Origin of the sequence: Pseudomonas sp. P8_241, assembly GCF_034008315.1 — a bacterium.
Lineage (GTDB): Bacteria > Pseudomonadota > Gammaproteobacteria > Pseudomonadales > Pseudomonadaceae > Aquipseudomonas.
The window spans coordinates 3,056,706-3,071,578 of the sequence record NZ_CP125377.1 but is presented as its reverse complement, the minus strand read 5'-3'; the positions used below and the strand labels follow the sequence as shown (position 1 = coordinate 3,071,578).

Annotated in this window: 14 protein-coding genes and 1 pseudogene; 10 read left to right on the top strand and 5 right to left on the bottom strand. The window is 54.2% G+C overall.

The window, feature by feature from the left end; genetic code table 11:
- Positions 1-55: 55 nt before the first annotated feature.
- From QMK58_RS14075 to QMK58_RS14060, 4 genes and pseudogenes are all read left to right on the top strand, one after another.
- The gene (locus QMK58_RS14075; RefSeq protein WP_053160769.1) at positions 56-277 is read left to right on the top strand and encodes a hypothetical protein; all 222 of its coding nucleotides are present in this window, start codon (positions 56-58) and stop codon (positions 275-277) included.
- Between the two features lie 129 nt (positions 278-406).
- Complete coding sequence (locus QMK58_RS14070) at positions 407-637, top strand: hypothetical protein (RefSeq protein WP_007975977.1); 231 nt, start codon at positions 407-409, stop codon at positions 635-637.
- Positions 638-844: 207 nt separating this feature from the next.
- Positions 845-1,129 (top strand): hypothetical protein, encoded by a 285-nt coding sequence (locus QMK58_RS14065; protein ID WP_053160770.1) that lies wholly within the window; start codon positions 845-847, stop codon positions 1,127-1,129.
- A 36-nt stretch (positions 1,130-1,165) separates the two neighbouring features.
- Positions 1,166-1,601 (top strand): annotated as a pseudogene (locus QMK58_RS14060) (hypothetical protein).
- Between the two features lie 10 nt (positions 1,602-1,611).
- Here the strand turns inward: QMK58_RS14060 and QMK58_RS14055 are convergent.
- Positions 1,612-2,232 carry a TetR/AcrR family transcriptional regulator gene (locus QMK58_RS14055; RefSeq protein ID WP_156322362.1) on the bottom strand — a complete coding sequence of 207 codons (621 nt, stop codon included), beginning with the start codon at positions 2,230-2,232 and terminating at the stop codon, positions 1,612-1,614.
- A gap of 217 nt (positions 2,233-2,449) precedes the next feature.
- Here QMK58_RS14055 and QMK58_RS14050 point away from each other — a divergent pair, with 217 nt between their 5' ends.
- The 3 genes from QMK58_RS14050 (at position 2,450) to QMK58_RS14040 (ending at position 3,925) form a co-directional block, all read left to right on the top strand.
- Positions 2,450-3,286 (top strand): NAD(P)H-binding protein, encoded by an 837-nt coding sequence (locus tag QMK58_RS14050; protein ID WP_320396473.1) that lies wholly within the window; start codon positions 2,450-2,452, stop codon positions 3,284-3,286.
- Between the two features lie 104 nt (positions 3,287-3,390).
- Entirely contained in the window at positions 3,391-3,600 is a 210-nt protein-coding gene (locus QMK58_RS14045; RefSeq protein WP_053160773.1) for a hypothetical protein, read from the top strand.
- A gap of 142 nt (positions 3,601-3,742) precedes the next feature.
- Positions 3,743-3,925, top strand: coding sequence for a hypothetical protein (locus QMK58_RS14040; protein WP_053160774.1), 183 nt, complete (start codon positions 3,743-3,745; stop codon positions 3,923-3,925).
- Between the two features lie 295 nt (positions 3,926-4,220).
- On the opposite strand, the gene QMK58_RS14035 is transcribed toward QMK58_RS14040, so the two are convergent.
- Entirely contained in the window at positions 4,221-4,826 is a 606-nt protein-coding gene (locus QMK58_RS14035; protein WP_053160775.1) for a hypothetical protein, read from the bottom strand.
- 547 nt (positions 4,827-5,373) lie between these two features.
- Between QMK58_RS14035 and QMK58_RS14030 the strand changes: the two genes are divergently transcribed.
- The 3 genes from QMK58_RS14030 to QMK58_RS14020 all read left to right on the top strand — a co-directional run bounded on the left by QMK58_RS14030 (position 5,374) and on the right by QMK58_RS14020 (position 10,673).
- Positions 5,374-7,368, top strand: a complete 1,995-nt coding sequence (locus QMK58_RS14030; RefSeq protein ID WP_320396472.1) for an acyltransferase family protein — start codon at positions 5,374-5,376, stop codon at positions 7,366-7,368.
- Between the two features lie 1,107 nt (positions 7,369-8,475).
- Positions 8,476-9,015: a hypothetical protein gene (locus tag QMK58_RS14025; protein ID WP_320396471.1), complete on the top strand. Its 540-nt coding sequence runs from the start codon at positions 8,476-8,478 to the stop codon at positions 9,013-9,015.
- A 755-nt stretch (positions 9,016-9,770) separates the two neighbouring features.
- Positions 9,771-10,673 (top strand): universal stress protein, encoded by a 903-nt coding sequence (locus QMK58_RS14020; RefSeq protein WP_053160780.1) that lies wholly within the window; start codon positions 9,771-9,773, stop codon positions 10,671-10,673.
- Between the two features lie 439 nt (positions 10,674-11,112).
- Here QMK58_RS14020 and QMK58_RS14015 read toward each other — a convergent pair whose 3' ends face one another.
- The 3 genes from QMK58_RS14015 to QMK58_RS14005 are packed head-to-tail and all read right to left on the bottom strand — an operon-like array spanning position 11,113 to position 14,823.
- Entirely contained in the window at positions 11,113-12,267 is a 1,155-nt protein-coding gene (locus QMK58_RS14015) for a hypothetical protein (RefSeq protein WP_320396470.1), read from the bottom strand.
- Complete coding sequence (locus QMK58_RS14010; RefSeq protein ID WP_320396469.1) at positions 12,254-13,534, bottom strand: LssY C-terminal domain-containing protein; 1,281 nt, start codon at positions 13,532-13,534, stop codon at positions 12,254-12,256. Before QMK58_RS14010 ends, QMK58_RS14015 begins: the two co-directional genes overlap by 14 nt.
- On the bottom strand, positions 13,531-14,823 hold the full coding sequence (locus tag QMK58_RS14005) for an LssY C-terminal domain-containing protein (protein ID WP_053160783.1): 1,293 nt from the start codon (positions 14,821-14,823) through the stop codon (positions 13,531-13,533). The genes QMK58_RS14010 and QMK58_RS14005 overlap by 4 nt, the downstream gene beginning before the upstream one ends.
- Between the last annotated feature and the right edge of the window lie 50 nt (positions 14,824-14,873).

The window sequence follows — 14,873 nt, the reverse complement described above, 5'->3', positions numbered from 1 at the left end:
ACGATTGCCAATGGCTTCTATAGTTGATCTGATACAAATCAACTACGGAGACGCCATGGAAGACATTTTCGTCGTGAAGCGTTGCAACAAGATCATCATCCATGGTCGCAGAGACGGCGAAACCGATCACCCGCCACCGGATGCCGCCGTCTGGTACCGAATCACCGACACCCGTACCGAGGGGTTCATTGGTGATGGCTTTGATCTTGAAGCAGACGCCCAACAGACGTGCGATCAGTTGAATGCAAGATCACAAGTGACAGCACGACAAGGGTAAAGGCGTTTCATCATTTTTTAACGGGTCTATACTGAAATAGCTGAAGGCCCCGTGACCCAATCAGCAGTCAGCTCGCTCCCTGCGGGCTTTTTGCTGCCCTGCCAGGTTTCTTGAACGGAGGTGTTTCCCATGTCCGAAAAAGAGTCCATCACCACCCTGCTCACCCTCCTTGATTCGCGTCAGGCTCGCCTGGCTGCAGCTTGCAAGGAAATTGCCGATTGGGTTGACCATCAAGGCGGGCATCCAACCGCCCTGAGAATTCGTGATCGCCTGAACGACATCGAAAAAGACACACCGCTGATTCGCCACACACTGTCTTCTCTGCAACCGGTTGATCGGCCCCTACCTCGGTTCAGATGATCAAATCTGCACACAAGGCAGGAAGACCTGGCCTGAACCCTGGCGCATGGTCGGTGTTTCGACGGTCTGCAAGCGTGCGTGCACCTGAACAAAAATTACGACTGCCTCCAACCCAGCCTGGTGCTGGGTTTTTTGTGAGTTCAATATAAACGAACGTCTGCGTGGGCTTGAGGTCAAACGATCACACGTCGCAAAGGAGACGTTCCGATGGTAACTCACTTCAAAATCAGTGGGCATCTGGCCTGTGGTCACAAAGGTAATAACCTCACCTCCACACGTGAACTCAATCGTGTGAAATGCAGAAGTTGTCGCAATACAGACGCTTACAAGGAGGCGCGCAAAGCCGAGCGCAACGCTGTCCGGCGCGCGGCACGCAAAGCCAAAGCTGTTCAAACGGTTACTGACTGGCGTTCAGCATGGACAGAACGGCTGACTGCGATGGCCGGCCTGCAGCGATTGCCCCGCGGCTTTTCCGGTCAACCTTTCGTTTAATCGCGATACTCAGGGGCCCCGTGGGAAGAAAATGCCATGAACAGAATTATTCTGCTTGTCATCGCCAGCCTGGGGCCCGCCGAGGCCAACGCTCAAGGATGTGATGTCCTGACGCGCTCGCAAAGTCCATCTGTGCCTGTAATTGTGTCGCACACTTGTGTCGCACACTTGTTATGAATATGAAGGTATGCCGGTCGACGCTATAAATTGGTCCTGCAGCAATGAGAGCAAGGAAATGCTCAGCAATACGAAAAAACCCGTTGCGCAATGTGGCGATCATTACCAGGCGGCGTGTCTGGCAACTTTGACTCAAGAGTCGCTGGCCAACCCGCAGTCCACCAGCAAGGACAACAGCAAATCAATTAACATTCCCGACAATGCACGGATCATCACGTTCTACTACAACGCGGAAAACCTGGCACAGGCAAAAATTGATTGTGAAACGGGCGGGGGCGAATGGAAGTCGAAGTAACCGCAAAGGATTACTGAAGATCGGATTCAACGATCGCCGGCGCCATGATTTCGCGCAACGACATGCGTTTGAACGCTTCAACCAGACCGCGCCCCTCCTTCGGCTCGCACGTGATGGCCAGCCGCATCGTCGCCTCACCCAGGTGCCAGATCAGAAAAGCAGCTTCCTCAACCTGTTGCGCATCACGACCTGGATAAACGCGAAGCATCGCTTGCGCCAAAAATTTTCCCGCTACCCGACTTTCCTCCAACTCCAGTTGCAACAATTGCTTGTCAGCCTGCATCGCGGACCAGATGTCTCGCATGACCGGTGTCGCAAAAACAATCTCGTAGTACTGGTCGAGCAACCCTGCATACGCCTTGCGTAACCCTTGAGTATCCTCGACCGCGGATAATGCCTTTTCGATACAACGACGACTCTCAGCATTGTAGCGTTCGGCCAGCGTATGGATGACAGAACTCTTGTCGGGGAAATATTGATACAGAGAGCCAATTGAAATCTCCGAACGCTGAGCAATTTCGCTCATCTTGAGTTGGTCGCTGCCCTTGTTTGCAATCAACTGCGTTGCTACCGCAAGAATCCGCTCTTGTCGCTCGCGGCTGCGTTGCTGCGTGGGGCGGCGTCGAGTCATTTCTGTGGGCCGTTGCGTTGCTTCGATTGTTTTCCTGGGCACGAGCGTACTTCTCGATCAATAACGTGACATGTACTCACCTTAGCACCTCACACCAATGTTCCCAAGTGATGTCCATCCATCGGGAGACTGGATTTGCACAGTTGACGAAAAAACATGAGCATCTATCATATTTAAACGTGAGTATAACTCACATTAATCGATGGAGGTGAATGTCATGAATTCTCTTCAGGAAACCATTCTGGTCCTTGGCGCGACAGGCAAAACCGGAAGACGGGTCAAAGAGCGCCTTGATGCTGCTGGTGTTTGTGTTCGTCTCGGCTCCAGAGAGGCAAATCCACCCTTCGACTGGGAGGACCGATCGACCTGGGTAGCCGTGCTGGAAGGCGTGCACGCGGTCTACCTTTGCTATCAACCAGACCTCGCCGTGCCCGGTGCCCTGGAGACCGTTCAGGCGTTCACTGACCTGGCAGTCAAACTCGGCATCCGCAAATTGGTGTTGCTGTCCGGTCGCGGTGAGATTGAAGCGCAACAGGCTGAACGCGTCGTGCAGAACAGCGGTGTCGACTGGACGATCCTGAGAGCGAGTTGGTTCTGCCAGAACTTCAGCGAGGCGCACTTTCTTGAGCCGATCCTGCAAGGCGAACTGGCGCTGCCCGTCGGCAACATCGCCGAGCCCTTTGTCGATGCAGAAGACATCGCGGAAATCGCCGTTGCAGCTCTGACCCAGCCCGGGCACAACCATCGACTCTACGAACTGACCGGACCGCGTGCCCTGACCTTTGCAGAAGCCGTTCAGGAGATCGCACGCGCAACACACCGTGACATAGATTTCGTAGCGATCCCGAGCGAAGCCTATCGTGAAGCGCTGGAACAGGAGCAAATCCCTTCACAATTGATCGATCTGGTGTTGTATCTGTTCACCACGGTGCTCGATGGCCGCAACACTCTGGTGGCCAATGGCGTGCAGCAAGCACTCGGTAGACCCGCGCGAGACTTCTCCGATTACGTGCGGCGCACCGTCGGTTCAGGAGAATGGGCAAACGCGCGCTGACATCCATCGCCCAGCATTGGCGACCTTCAGCTTCCTCGACTAGGGTCTCTGTCGTATCGATCGGCACCACCTCAATTGGCGGGAGTGTAATGAAGGAGGAAACAATGTCACCCATTCGTAGTGCCGAAACAACCTACCGCCAGTGGTCCAGCCCGATCCTGCTTGAACTCAAGGAACGAGAACATCAATTGCAACCGTGCGACCGACAGGCTTTGCAAAATATCCTCCTGGAACGACGGTTGATTAACGAGGGTAACCCTTGCGGCGAAGAGCGACGCAATGTTGATGCGGGTCCAGATAGCGACTCGCGATAACCTTGAGGGACGGCGCTCAAAAGCTATTTTTGATAATTATTAATTTCCTGACACCTCGCCCACCAACCTTAAATGCGCTGGGGGGACCATTTGGTTTTTCCACGTTCAAACGGGGCAAAACCACACACGGAGGGATTCCAGGATGCTGATAAAAATCGAAAAAGCGGTCACACCGGAAGGCTGGAACGTATGGATGGACGCGTGGTGCGTTAAATTTCGCAGCTATGCAGAAGCTTTGGCATTCGCGGACAAGCTGGAATATCGGATCAACTCACCACATCCCTTGCCTTTCAGCGTGGATATCCTTGAGTTGGAACTGGCATAGCGTCGCTTGCAGGGATTGTCTTCTTGTTTAGGCTCGGGTTTTGCTTTCAACGGGTACGCCGTGCAATCCATCTTTGATAATTATTAATTTCCTTACTTACTTCGCTCAGATTTAAATGCCGCTCGAGGAGGGTTGGTTAAGGTGGGGTTTACAGGTGACGCCTTTAACGGACACTTCGAATGCAGCCCAGTTTGCATTTGAAGCATGCTGACTCTCCTCTCCATGTGTACGACTTTACCCCGCATCTTCCCCCAGGAGATGTGGGGTTTTTTTTGGTATCGGGTAGCTGACGGTTCTAGAACCACCCACTACGATTGTCTTCGAGTTCTTGGCGACATTGCTTGAGTTGAGCGTTATAAATCTCTGACTGCTGCTGCACTTTACGGGCTACCTGCATCAGCCAGGGTTTACTGCGATAGGTGTTTCGGCTATAGCCTCCACGTCCTTCGTGGTAAGCCAGATATTGGTTGTAAGTATCCCACTGGGAGATTCCGAGCTGACGGTAAGTGCCGCTGGCGTACCAACCGATAAACATGATCGCGTCGTCGAAGCTGTCGCGAGAACCACCGTTACCCGTTCCCTTCTTGTATTCACCCCATACCGGATCCTGAGCCTGCGCATAACCGTACGCAGAACTGACGCGCCCCCATGGAATTACCCAAAGCAGGTAGTCACGAGGTGGCAGTGCGTCGGCCACGAAACTGCTTTCCTGCTTCATGATGGCCAAGGCCACATGCAAAGGTGTCCCATAATCCTTCTGCATTTCCAGCGAATCTTCGTACCAGTCAGGATACTCACGGTAGATGCTGCAGATGTTGCCTTGATCACTGGGTGGTGTGGTAACACAACCCGACAAGAACATAAGCAATACGGCCAATAGAAAAATCGGTCTTGGTTTCATTCATTATCCTGAGGAAATAAGGGCAAAGAGGCCCCGGATTTGCTGCAAGGAACCTGAGTGAGGCAGGCGCAGACAAAAACGTCAGAAGACATCAATCTCGACAGAGTCACCCTTTTAAGAGGCTGCTTTTGTAAGTCACTGTTGCGGAAGTCGCCGAGCCAACCAACGAGAGCGCAATTAACCATTGCACTTGCAGTGAAAAAGGAGGACCCACAGCGAGGATGGAGAATCACGTCCGCAATTGCGATCCCAAAGAAGCAAGGTTTCACACCAGCTGTCGTCCGCAAACCCTTGGACTTTCGATGGCAACACGGGAACCTGGCTAGCGCGAATTATTTGCAGATTTTTGGGGGGGGAAATCGCAGACTTCTATGATGATGTACCCATCACTTGCGTCGCCTCCCTCACCGGGCTTCCCTGGTCATGGCATCAACGCTCGCAAGGCAACAGTGACAGAGCTCATACCGAGCTTTTGAAACAATCCTGATACGAGTAGGATGCATACGCCTTAAATAGCGGCCAACTGACACTTGGAATAATGCCAAAAATGACGTCCTCTGCTGAACAAGCCATCAGGCTAGCGCCCCACGATACCACTCACCCGAAGTATCGCCCCGACATCGATGGCCTGCGTGCCATCGCTGTGCTGTTGGTGGTCCTGTATCACGCAAAGTTCCCGGTCCTCGGTGGGTTCGTCGGTGTAGACGTGTTCTTTGTTATTTCGGGCTACCTGATCACATTCATTCTGCGCAGGGAAATTCTGACAGACCGGTTTTCGTTTCAGTCGTTTTATGTTCGACGGATAAAACGTCTTCTGCCTGCTTACGCTTTCATGCTGTTATGTTTGTCGGCCTACTGCTATCAGTACCTTATGCCGGACGATCTGTTGTCGTACGCCAAAAGCGCCCTTTATTCGATGGTTGCCGCCAGCAATATCTACTTTTTTTCGGGAACTGGCTATTTTGGATCTGCCAGCACAGAACCTCTTCTGCACACCTGGTCAATCGCAGTAGAAGAACAGTTCTATATCGTGTGGCCTGTGATTCTGTTGGGACTGGCGTGGGCAGGAAGCAAGAAGACCGCCCGATGCGTAATTGCCGCGATCTTTGTCGGGTCTCTTGTAGCTTCTGAAATTTATGCGGTCGACCATAAAAACGCGGCCTATCTACTTCTGCCATTTCGGTTCTTTGAACTGATGATCGGATGCACTCTGGCGCTCTATCAGCACCGGGTCGCACGACTGATAAGCGCTCCTGGTGCACTCTCGATCGTCGGCTTGATCCTTATCATCGGTAGCGCTTTACTGATGAATGAATCTTTTTCCTTCCCGGGACTCAACGCATTACCTGTATGTCTGGGTACAGCGTTCGTGATCGCGGCCGGGTTCAAGTCGCAAACCGGCATTGGTACCAAAGTTCTCGGCCTCGCGCCGATTCGCTACGTTGGCAAGGTGTCCTATTCCTTTTACCTGTGGCATTGGCCGGTGCTGGTCCTGGCTCAGTACCGCGGTATCGAACTGACCCACTTCAACGCGGCAATTCTGATGGTGTTTGCTTTTGCAGCCTCTGCCATCAGCTATCACCTGGTTGAGACGCCATTTCGGTCAATGCGCGCAAAAGGGTTCAAAACGATCGTTGCCACCATGTATCTGGTACCACTCGTGGCCATCGGCAGTATGACCTACGTGATCATTGAGAATGACGGTTTTCGTGCTCGAGCTGGCGAGTTGGTGGCAGAACTGGAAGAGACCAATACGTCGCACGTGCAGCGCGCCCAATGCATTAGCACTTTGCAAGTGGGCAATACCGACGAGTGCCACTTGGGTGTGACCAAAATGGCAATGGACGGAATGCTGATAGGGGATTCTTTTGCGAACGCCTATGCCCCTTTTGTTGATGTACTGGCAAAGGACGCAGGCTTGATGATTCACGACACCACGGCAGGCTCTACACCTGCAATACCAGGTGTGTTCGTGATGGATATGCAGAACAAAATATCCAATGAAGAATCACTGAAAATTGCGACATACAACACATTGCGTTTTGAGATGGCAAAAAAACAAAAAATCGTCATTTTATCTAACTTCTGGAACAGTTATGCCGATTGGCAAGTCAGATTTAGAGTCCACAACTCAAATATTAGCGACATCAATGACGACGTTGAAGAGCTACAATTCAATACCGTTAAAGCTTTCCTGGATTCTGGTGTAAAGGTCGTAATACTTGCTCAACCCTTCGCCGAAATCGGTCGGGCAACCGTCAGTAAAATGCGAGAGATGAAGCTGCACCACACAGCCCTTTCCACTGTCCTGATTCCACCGGTACAAAAGAAGACAGACAGAATTGAATACAAAATAAAGGAACGCTTTCCAGAGGTCATATTGATTGATCCAAACGATGTCTTGTGTGAACAGACTTGCTCACCTGTCGTTAACGGGAAAATCATATTCCGGCTGGATGGCTCTCATTTGAATGCGCCAGGCGCAGCTGCACTAGGAAATGAGTTCATCAGTAAAAAAGGAAACCCTCTTAAGTCTCTTTGAGCGGTCAAGGGCGCAACGACATGCGCCCTCTCCCTCGATCAAACCTTCATCTTTCCACGGCAGCGTACTTGTCTCGTCCGCCGACAGCCTTGAAGCGATTGGCGATGATGAAAGCAAGCGCTTGGTCGAACTGCTGCTACCGTCGCCGATGGTGGATCTGGCTACGAATAGTGCCGTGATCCCTGCTACGACGGGACGGGATAACTGACCGACCGCGTCCACGCTGAGTCATCATGAACTCAATCGATGCAGGCCCCATACAGACGTCGAGCCTATCACTTGTTCCTCTGAATCCACCCAATCAGCAACAAGGTGCAGCCTGAGATGAACAGGCCAAAAGCCAGGTAACCGAAGGCTACGTCCCTAAGCAAATGGTTCAGACCAACGCCTAGTCCGACAATCGCCATTGGTATTCCAGCGGCAAACATGGGGTTTCGAAACGCGTTTTCCATCTCTGCTTCTCGCTCAGGATCTAACTGCATTAAACGATAAGCCTCTCAGCTAACTGCTGGCGAGGAGTATTTTCTGAATACCGCACGCAACGCCCCCCCACGAGGAGCTAGTCGAGCTCATTCTGCGACCAAAAATCAGAGTGCTGACCGGCCCGGACAGAGTTCTGCGTACTGACCAGCCAAGGCCTGCTCCTGAAAATTGTCGCAGGCGAAGTCGAAACGAAATATTTCGTTCAACCGGATCCGGCCTTGCAAGCAATGTTGAGCGCTCCGCACCTCACGATCACCCTCAAACAGCCGGTACACCAGCCCTTGACGTCGGCACCAAGTCTTTGCGAGGTAAAGTTTCCCTGCTCAGCGGCGCCCTTCTTAGCCTTCACCCACTTTGATAATTTGAAGGCATACCACTCGTTTGCGAAAAACTCGATTTTCTTGACCGCGCGGAGGACCGGCGGCTCGCTTCTCTTCACGTTTTACCGGGGATCTGTACCCTTGACCACAAGCGTGCTCACCTGATGGTGTCCGGTACGCGAAGCACGCCATCAACCACCAAGGTGTTTGGAGATCGCCAGACGTTTGAAAAGACGTCGATCTTACGCAAAAATGGCCGTTGGCCATCATCTTGATGCGACCGAAATTAACAGGGAAAAATGGAATGAAGTTTAAGATCGCAGTCGCATTCAGCTGCCTCCTCGGCTTTTCGAATGTTGCGTATGCTCAGCTGGACTTTCAATACCAGGAGCTGCCCAAGGATAGAAATAGCAGGGAATATGGCGTTCAAATTAAAGCTTTGGAAAAAGTGATAGACGGTTACAAGTGGGTCGCTGATAACGGTTTTGGCTTCATCATCACTTTAATTCCAAATCCAATACCCACCGCCACAAGTGACAGAGCTGTAAACGGGCTTTACTTCGGAATGCAACGCTTCTATTACAACAAGGAACAAGTTCGGACTATTCCATACGAGCTTTATGCCAGGCAGAGTGAGCGCTCGGGCTATGTAGAGCTTTGGGACGATGAAAGCTCTCGATCAATGCACGTAAAAGTCATTGACGACGACACCCTTGAAGTTTTCAACGACGCAAAGGAGAGAAACGAAAAGGACCGCCTGATTTACAAAAAAGCAGCGAAATTTGAAAACAACCCTCAAGAAGACAGGCTCGAAAGCGCGGAAGAGTCCGGCGTTTTTCACTAGCTTCACTTTTTATTAGAGGCTACGGCCGTAGCCTCACCCCTTAGAGCCCGGCGCAACTTAGTATTCACTTGAGGTTCTAGGCTTCGGACCAAACTCAACCAATCTCTCACTCGGTGCCAGAATTCGCACCGACTTCGTTTCTTTTGTCTGCTTTTCCATATCGCGATTGACGAGAATCTTCCCCGGTGGCACGTGGCCAATCCTCGCCGATGAGAATTGAAAAGAATTCGCTATTTTTGAGTCGGTTAAGAAATTTACGAATCTTGCCAATCACGATTCTACAACTCATTGAAGGCAGGCCACTATAGTGCCATACCCTATGCACATCAAAACCCCTGGCACGCTGAAAAAATCTTGAAAATTAAAGCTTTTCGCTGCTACTTCTGGCGATAAGGCAGGTCAGATTCTCATCTTTAAGAAGAACGGCGCCAGTCACATCGTCAAGGTGAATGGCAGTCCAAGCGTCACCGCGATGGCGGTGACCACGGTCGTATGTTTGAGCCTCAGAAACCCGCATGCACACCACGCAATGCTATCTAACATGGGACGACGCCAAACAAACCCGGAGCAATCGCCCGCATGATGAAAAGATCTGCTACAGCCTTCGACAGGCGTGGCAACTGGTAAGCCAGTAATGCAGGCGTATATTGATATTGTCGATCCAGGTAGTTGAGGCGATGAAAGATCGCCAATGGTGGGACAAGCGAAAGTGCTGGGGGCGCTAGTGGATAACCCAGAACGTTTGGAGGTGTCACATGAGACAGTATCAACGACTCTTTCTGATCGCAGGTCCAACCATGCGTCACTCGCCGGCGATGGAGCGGGCAATCGCACTGGCCGACGCTACAGGCGCAGCGCTGCATATCGCGGTGTTCATCGAAGACTTCGACCTTATGCGGTTAATGAGCAACAGTGAACCACTTCGTGAAAGTTGTCGGCAGGAGAACCTGCAGTGGTTGGCGGATGAGGCCGAACTCATGCGCAGGAAGGGCATCGATGTGACCACCGAAGTTGCATTGAGCCGTGACCCGCTGCAAGAGATCCTTGGGCATGTGGCTGAAATGCAGCCGGACCTGATTATCAAGGACGTACATCATGAATCAGCGCTCAAACGTGTATTCGTCACGCCCTTGGATTGGCAGTTGTTGCGCGAATGTGCGCCCCCCATACATCTGGTCAGCGAAGTCAGGTGTCCGCTTCCTCGGGTGATTGTCGCGGCGATTGACCCATCGCATCCAGAGGGTCAAATCAGCGGAATCAACGACAGCATCATTCAGGCGGCTAACGAAATGGCGGCGCAATGTGATGCTGAGTTGCACATGCTATATGCCTATGAACTGACACACACACATTTCTCTGATGCAGGTGCTGGCGCCGTGACGATGCCAGGCTTCAGCAACGAAGTGCGCCGGTCTCTTGAAAAGTGCTTTGTTGCCTTGGCAGGACGGTACGACGTGCCAGTTGAGCGACAACACTTCATCGCAGGGCCGCCAGCCAAAGCGATGGTTGACTTTGCCACTCATTCTCGAGCAGACGTCTTCGTAATGGGAAATACCCATCACAAAGGGGTAGAAAAACTGATTGGCAGTACCACGGAGCATGTTCTGTATCAGGTGCCCTGCAGCGTTTTGGCGATCAAGGGAGAAGCGGATCACTGACCGAAAAACCGCCACTATCGCAGCCGGTTGTTGGTGCTGATGTGGTTATGACCCAAACCGCTGACTTCAGCTGAACCTTAGGCGGTCTATGAAGACACGCATAAGACCCTCGATTACCGAGTATTCAGGTAGGTCAGTCCGGATCAAAACTGCATCAGCGCCAACATCTGTTAAAGCCAGCAACAGTACTGAAAACTTCAACCTCCACACCTCAAATCAGTATGGCCTCCTGGGGCATTGTGTCTACTGTCATGGAGACACAGTACCTGCCGTTGTTCAAGACGGGTTTAGTCTTGGGAGTGATCAGACCGCAAAGACTTCAGTACCAATGGGTGGCGTAGCACTGACGCTCTACATTTCTATCCCCTTACTGAAAATAAGCTAGAAAAGCTCGCCATCGGCTTTTTGGGGGTTAAGCGCCGATACGTGAGGGAGCGGATCAGCGCGAAGAAGAGGTCGCCAGATCCTCTTCGACAAAGCGCAGCATCGCCTCCGCCAGCGCCTCGCGCGGATAGGCATTCTGTGTCACCAATAGTGAAGCGAGGGTTGAATGCGTCCTGGCGATCGGCACTGCCAGTGCCCAATGATCGGCGTTGATATAGCCCATCAGGCTGCTGCCAGGCACAATCTGATCGTAGAAGATCATTTGGCTGTCGTTGCGGGCATCGATGCGCGCCAGCTTGTTGTAACTCGATTTCAGCACGGCCGAGATGTGATCCGGCTGCGGGAAGGTAACGAGCGAATAGAAGTTCAGATCGGACGGCAGCCGGTTCTGCGCCAGCCAGCTCTTACGCGTTGCGGGTCGCAGGCTGTCGATCGCGCCACCGTCACCCGAATCGCAAGTCGCACCGGGAAAGTACCGCAACAGGTCAGCCTGGTACTGCTCGGCATCGTTGGCCAGCGCCGAGCCGCCGACCGAGCCGGCTGCGCTGATCACTGCCGCCACGCGGGGGCGGATTTCCGGGTAAGCGACCATTGCTTCGAGAACGTCGGGCGCGCCTTTCGAATATCCGATCAGGACGAGGCGCGGCGGTCCGGCTTCGGCTGGCATCGCCATGATCGCGTCGCGTATCTGTCGTGCGTTCTTTGCGGAGCTCGATAAGGCGTCGACCTTCATCTGCACCAGGTCATATCCGAACTGACGCAGATGAGTTGCTACGCTGCCGGGCGCTTGCAGCCATTGCTCGAAGCATTCGTAGCCGACGCCGGCTACCACAGCGCCGATCAGACGGCGTTTCGATTGACCGAGATTAACGGGTTTGCCAGTGCCACCAGGTTCGACTCCGACGCGCGTCAGTGCCTCCTCGCAAGGGCGGCTATCGGGCAAGGCACTTCCTCGCTTGTCGAGGATCGAGCAGAAAATCTCGCGAAAGCGCGCCCGCTTGTCCTTCACGCCGGCCTGCGACGCAGGGACCAGCACAAGCGGTGGTGTATCCGTCGAGTAGGCAATCAGCGGCGCGGGTGTGCAGGCAGTGAGCGCATGACAACCTGCTATCAGCAGCCATACCATTCCCGCGCTGCACAACAATGGGTGGGCACCGCACCAACGGCTGGCTTTGTCATCCGGCCGGCTGAACAGGTCACTTGCGGGCATCGTCGACCTCCTTGCGTGCAGGCGATTCGCGCCAGTCCAGATACGGTTCCCAATCGAGCATCTGAACCTGTGACAGGCTGAGCGGCCGCGTCGCAAAGAACATGACCGCACGCAGACCGTCGCTGAAGTAATGGGCGCCGCTGGACGTCGTTCGCGGTTGTGCCTGGGACGTGGGACCGACGCCGGTGACGAACCCGAGCTTGTCCAGACCGGCCGAATACATCATGTCCTGGATCAGGAAATTTCTCGCCTCATCGACGTCCTCATGCAAAACGAGGTTTTGTGCCTCGCGCGGTGCAAAGCGTCCGCCGGTCGGTCTTGCGACCTGCGCGACATAGACGGAGTGACCTTCGAAGCGCATAGGCGTGATCCACACACGCACCCAAGTCGCCGGCGCTCCGGCTTGCGATTGCTTGCGAACCACGGCATCGGGCATGCGGCCGAATGCACGTTCGGCCGCATCTACGGGGTGCGCGGCACGCCGGTAGCCGCGACGCACAAATGCGGTGGCGATATCGGCGAACTCGCCGACGAGAATCGCATTGAACGGATCGCCGCTCGTCCGGCCGTTCGCGTCAGCGGCGCAGCAGGGAAGGCGCTCCAACGCAGAACGCAACGCGGCCAGATCGTCATAGTCCTTGATCTCGGAACCCTGATGCTGAAACAAGCCTTCGGCAAACCATTTTTCCCCGGCATCGTCGGGTACCCGCAAGAAGAGGGAGAACGGGATCAGGGTCTTTCTCTGCAGCAGATCGATATTCAGCAGCCGCGTAACGCGCTCAGGGTTGATGAACAGCACGCCCGCCTTCGTTTCACCTGGCAGGACGGGATTTTTGAACCCCAGTTGGTCCAGGTGTGCATTGATGCGCGCGTTCGCTGCCGGGGCGAATGTGCCATGCATGGACCAGGCGACTTCGAGTGGCGAGAAATAGTCGGGATCGGTTCCCGGCTGCAACAACAAGAGCGGTTCGACAGTCCGGTTCTGGACTTCGACCCACACGGGCTGCACGCGTGTCTTGTCCAACTCTAACCCCAGCATGCGCCGCCTGTCTTCGGCACTGAGCACGGCAGCGCTGACGCGTATCTCGTGCCTGGTGGCCGTCTGCGCACGTTCACGCAACTCGGCAGTACTGAAATCAGCAGGTGCCTGCCAGGTCGAACAAGCAACGGCGAGCGCAAGAACCGCTGCACAACCCACGGTGCACAAGCAGCGCATTGCACATCGCAGAGTACCCCAGCCGCATGGCGTCGATGTCAAGCGGCTCATGGCTTGACCCGCCCCGGTGATTGTCCGCCATTCTCGTAGATTCCCTTTGACAGAAAGAATTCGATTTGCGCCAGGGAAGTGTGCGTGTGATCGAACACCAGGACACAGCGCAGGCCATCCGTGTAGTAAGGATCGGTTGTCAGGTTCTCGCGCGGTGCGCTCTTGGTAGCGGCACCCACACCCTTCACAAATCCGAATTTGGCCAGCGTCACCGAATACGCCATATCCTGTGTCAGCGCACTGCGCGCTTCATCGACGTCAGGGTCGATCTTGTGCGTCGTCAGCGTCGCAGAATGCACGGTCAACCGGCTGCCGATATCACGGCTGATCTGTCCGACCCACACCTTCTTGCCGTGATATTGCATCGGACTCAGCCACAGCCTCAGGTGATTGCGCTGGTGGACGTTGTCACGCGCCTTTTGCAAGGCAAGGTCCTGAGCTCGGCCGAATAGATAGAGATCGCTCACCGGAGCATAGGGATAGCGTTCGCCGGCAAGCGCCGAATTAACCATTTTCATGATCGACCCCGACCACTTTTCCTCGGTTCCTCGCCAGCCGCGACGCGCGAATGCGGGGAAGGCATCATCGAGGCCGCCGACGATCACCAGGTTCAGCGGATCGCCGTTTCTGGAGCCCTCTTCGTTGGTGACGCAGCACGGAAGCGCCTCCAGCGCCGCCTGGAAACTGGCGTCATCCGTGTAATTCACAATGTCTTCTGGAGGATAGATGCCCTGTCTGAACACTTCGCTGATGTGGTAATCGGTGCGCAGTCCCGGCACGATGGCCAGGACAGAGAAATGTCTCGCCCGCCCGTCTGCCACCAGATCGAGGTTAACGAACTTGAACCCCTCGTCGAGATTGGTCAACACGAAGCCCGAGGTTGTCGTGCCAGGTGCGACAGGATTGCGAAAGGCCAGCCGACGAAAGTGCCGGTCGAGCGCCGTCCGCTCGTCCAGCGGAACACCCGGAAAAAACGCTTCGGCCGCCTCGGATGCAGGGAAGAAATTTGGATCGAGGCCCGGCGAAAGCAGATAGTAGGTGCGGTCTTCCCGATTTTTGACTTCGATCCAGACTGGCTGTATCGATGTATTCGCCAGAGGCACGCCGTAGACCGCCTCGCTTTCTGCGGCCGACAGTACGGCGGTCGACACGCGCAAGCCGCCATCGCTGCGCGTCACGGCGCGGCTCTTGTAGTCAAGGCTCGTTGTTGCCGGAGGCTGGGAGGCACAGCCGGCGAGCGCGGCTGCGATGGCTGTTACTGCGAGAACATGTCTCACCATGCGATGCATCGCGTAACCTCATCAAGTGAGCTTTACCAATCTCGCTGGCCTGCCTATGT

Bases quoted from the DNA above. Each gene is read 5' to 3' on its own strand.
- QMK58_RS14075 (WP_053160769.1), top strand. From the start codon at position 56: ATGGAAGACATTTTCGTCGTGAAGCGTTGCAACAAGATCATCATCCAT.
- QMK58_RS14070 (WP_007975977.1), top strand. From the start codon at position 407: ATGTCCGAAAAAGAGTCCATCACCACCCTGCTCACCCTCCTTGATTCG.
- QMK58_RS14065 (WP_053160770.1), top strand. From the start codon at position 845: ATGGTAACTCACTTCAAAATCAGTGGGCATCTGGCCTGTGGTCACAAA.
- QMK58_RS14055 (WP_156322362.1), bottom strand. From the start codon at position 2,232: ATGACTCGACGCCGCCCCACGCAGCAACGCAGCCGCGAGCGACAAGAG.
- QMK58_RS14050 (WP_320396473.1), top strand. From the start codon at position 2,450: ATGAATTCTCTTCAGGAAACCATTCTGGTCCTTGGCGCGACAGGCAAA.
- QMK58_RS14045 (WP_053160773.1), top strand. From the start codon at position 3,391: ATGTCACCCATTCGTAGTGCCGAAACAACCTACCGCCAGTGGTCCAGC.
- QMK58_RS14040 (WP_053160774.1), top strand. From the start codon at position 3,743: ATGCTGATAAAAATCGAAAAAGCGGTCACACCGGAAGGCTGGAACGTA.
- QMK58_RS14035 (WP_053160775.1), bottom strand. From the start codon at position 4,826: ATGAAACCAAGACCGATTTTTCTATTGGCCGTATTGCTTATGTTCTTG.
- QMK58_RS14030 (WP_320396472.1), top strand. From the start codon at position 5,374: ATGACGTCCTCTGCTGAACAAGCCATCAGGCTAGCGCCCCACGATACC.
- QMK58_RS14025 (WP_320396471.1), top strand. From the start codon at position 8,476: ATGAAGTTTAAGATCGCAGTCGCATTCAGCTGCCTCCTCGGCTTTTCG.
- QMK58_RS14020 (WP_053160780.1), top strand. From the start codon at position 9,771: ATGAGACAGTATCAACGACTCTTTCTGATCGCAGGTCCAACCATGCGT.
- QMK58_RS14015 (WP_320396470.1), bottom strand. From the start codon at position 12,267: ATGCCCGCAAGTGACCTGTTCAGCCGGCCGGATGACAAAGCCAGCCGT.
- QMK58_RS14010 (WP_320396469.1), bottom strand. From the start codon at position 13,534: ATGAGCCGCTTGACATCGACGCCATGCGGCTGGGGTACTCTGCGATGT.
- QMK58_RS14005 (WP_053160783.1), bottom strand. From the start codon at position 14,823: ATGCATCGCATGGTGAGACATGTTCTCGCAGTAACAGCCATCGCAGCC.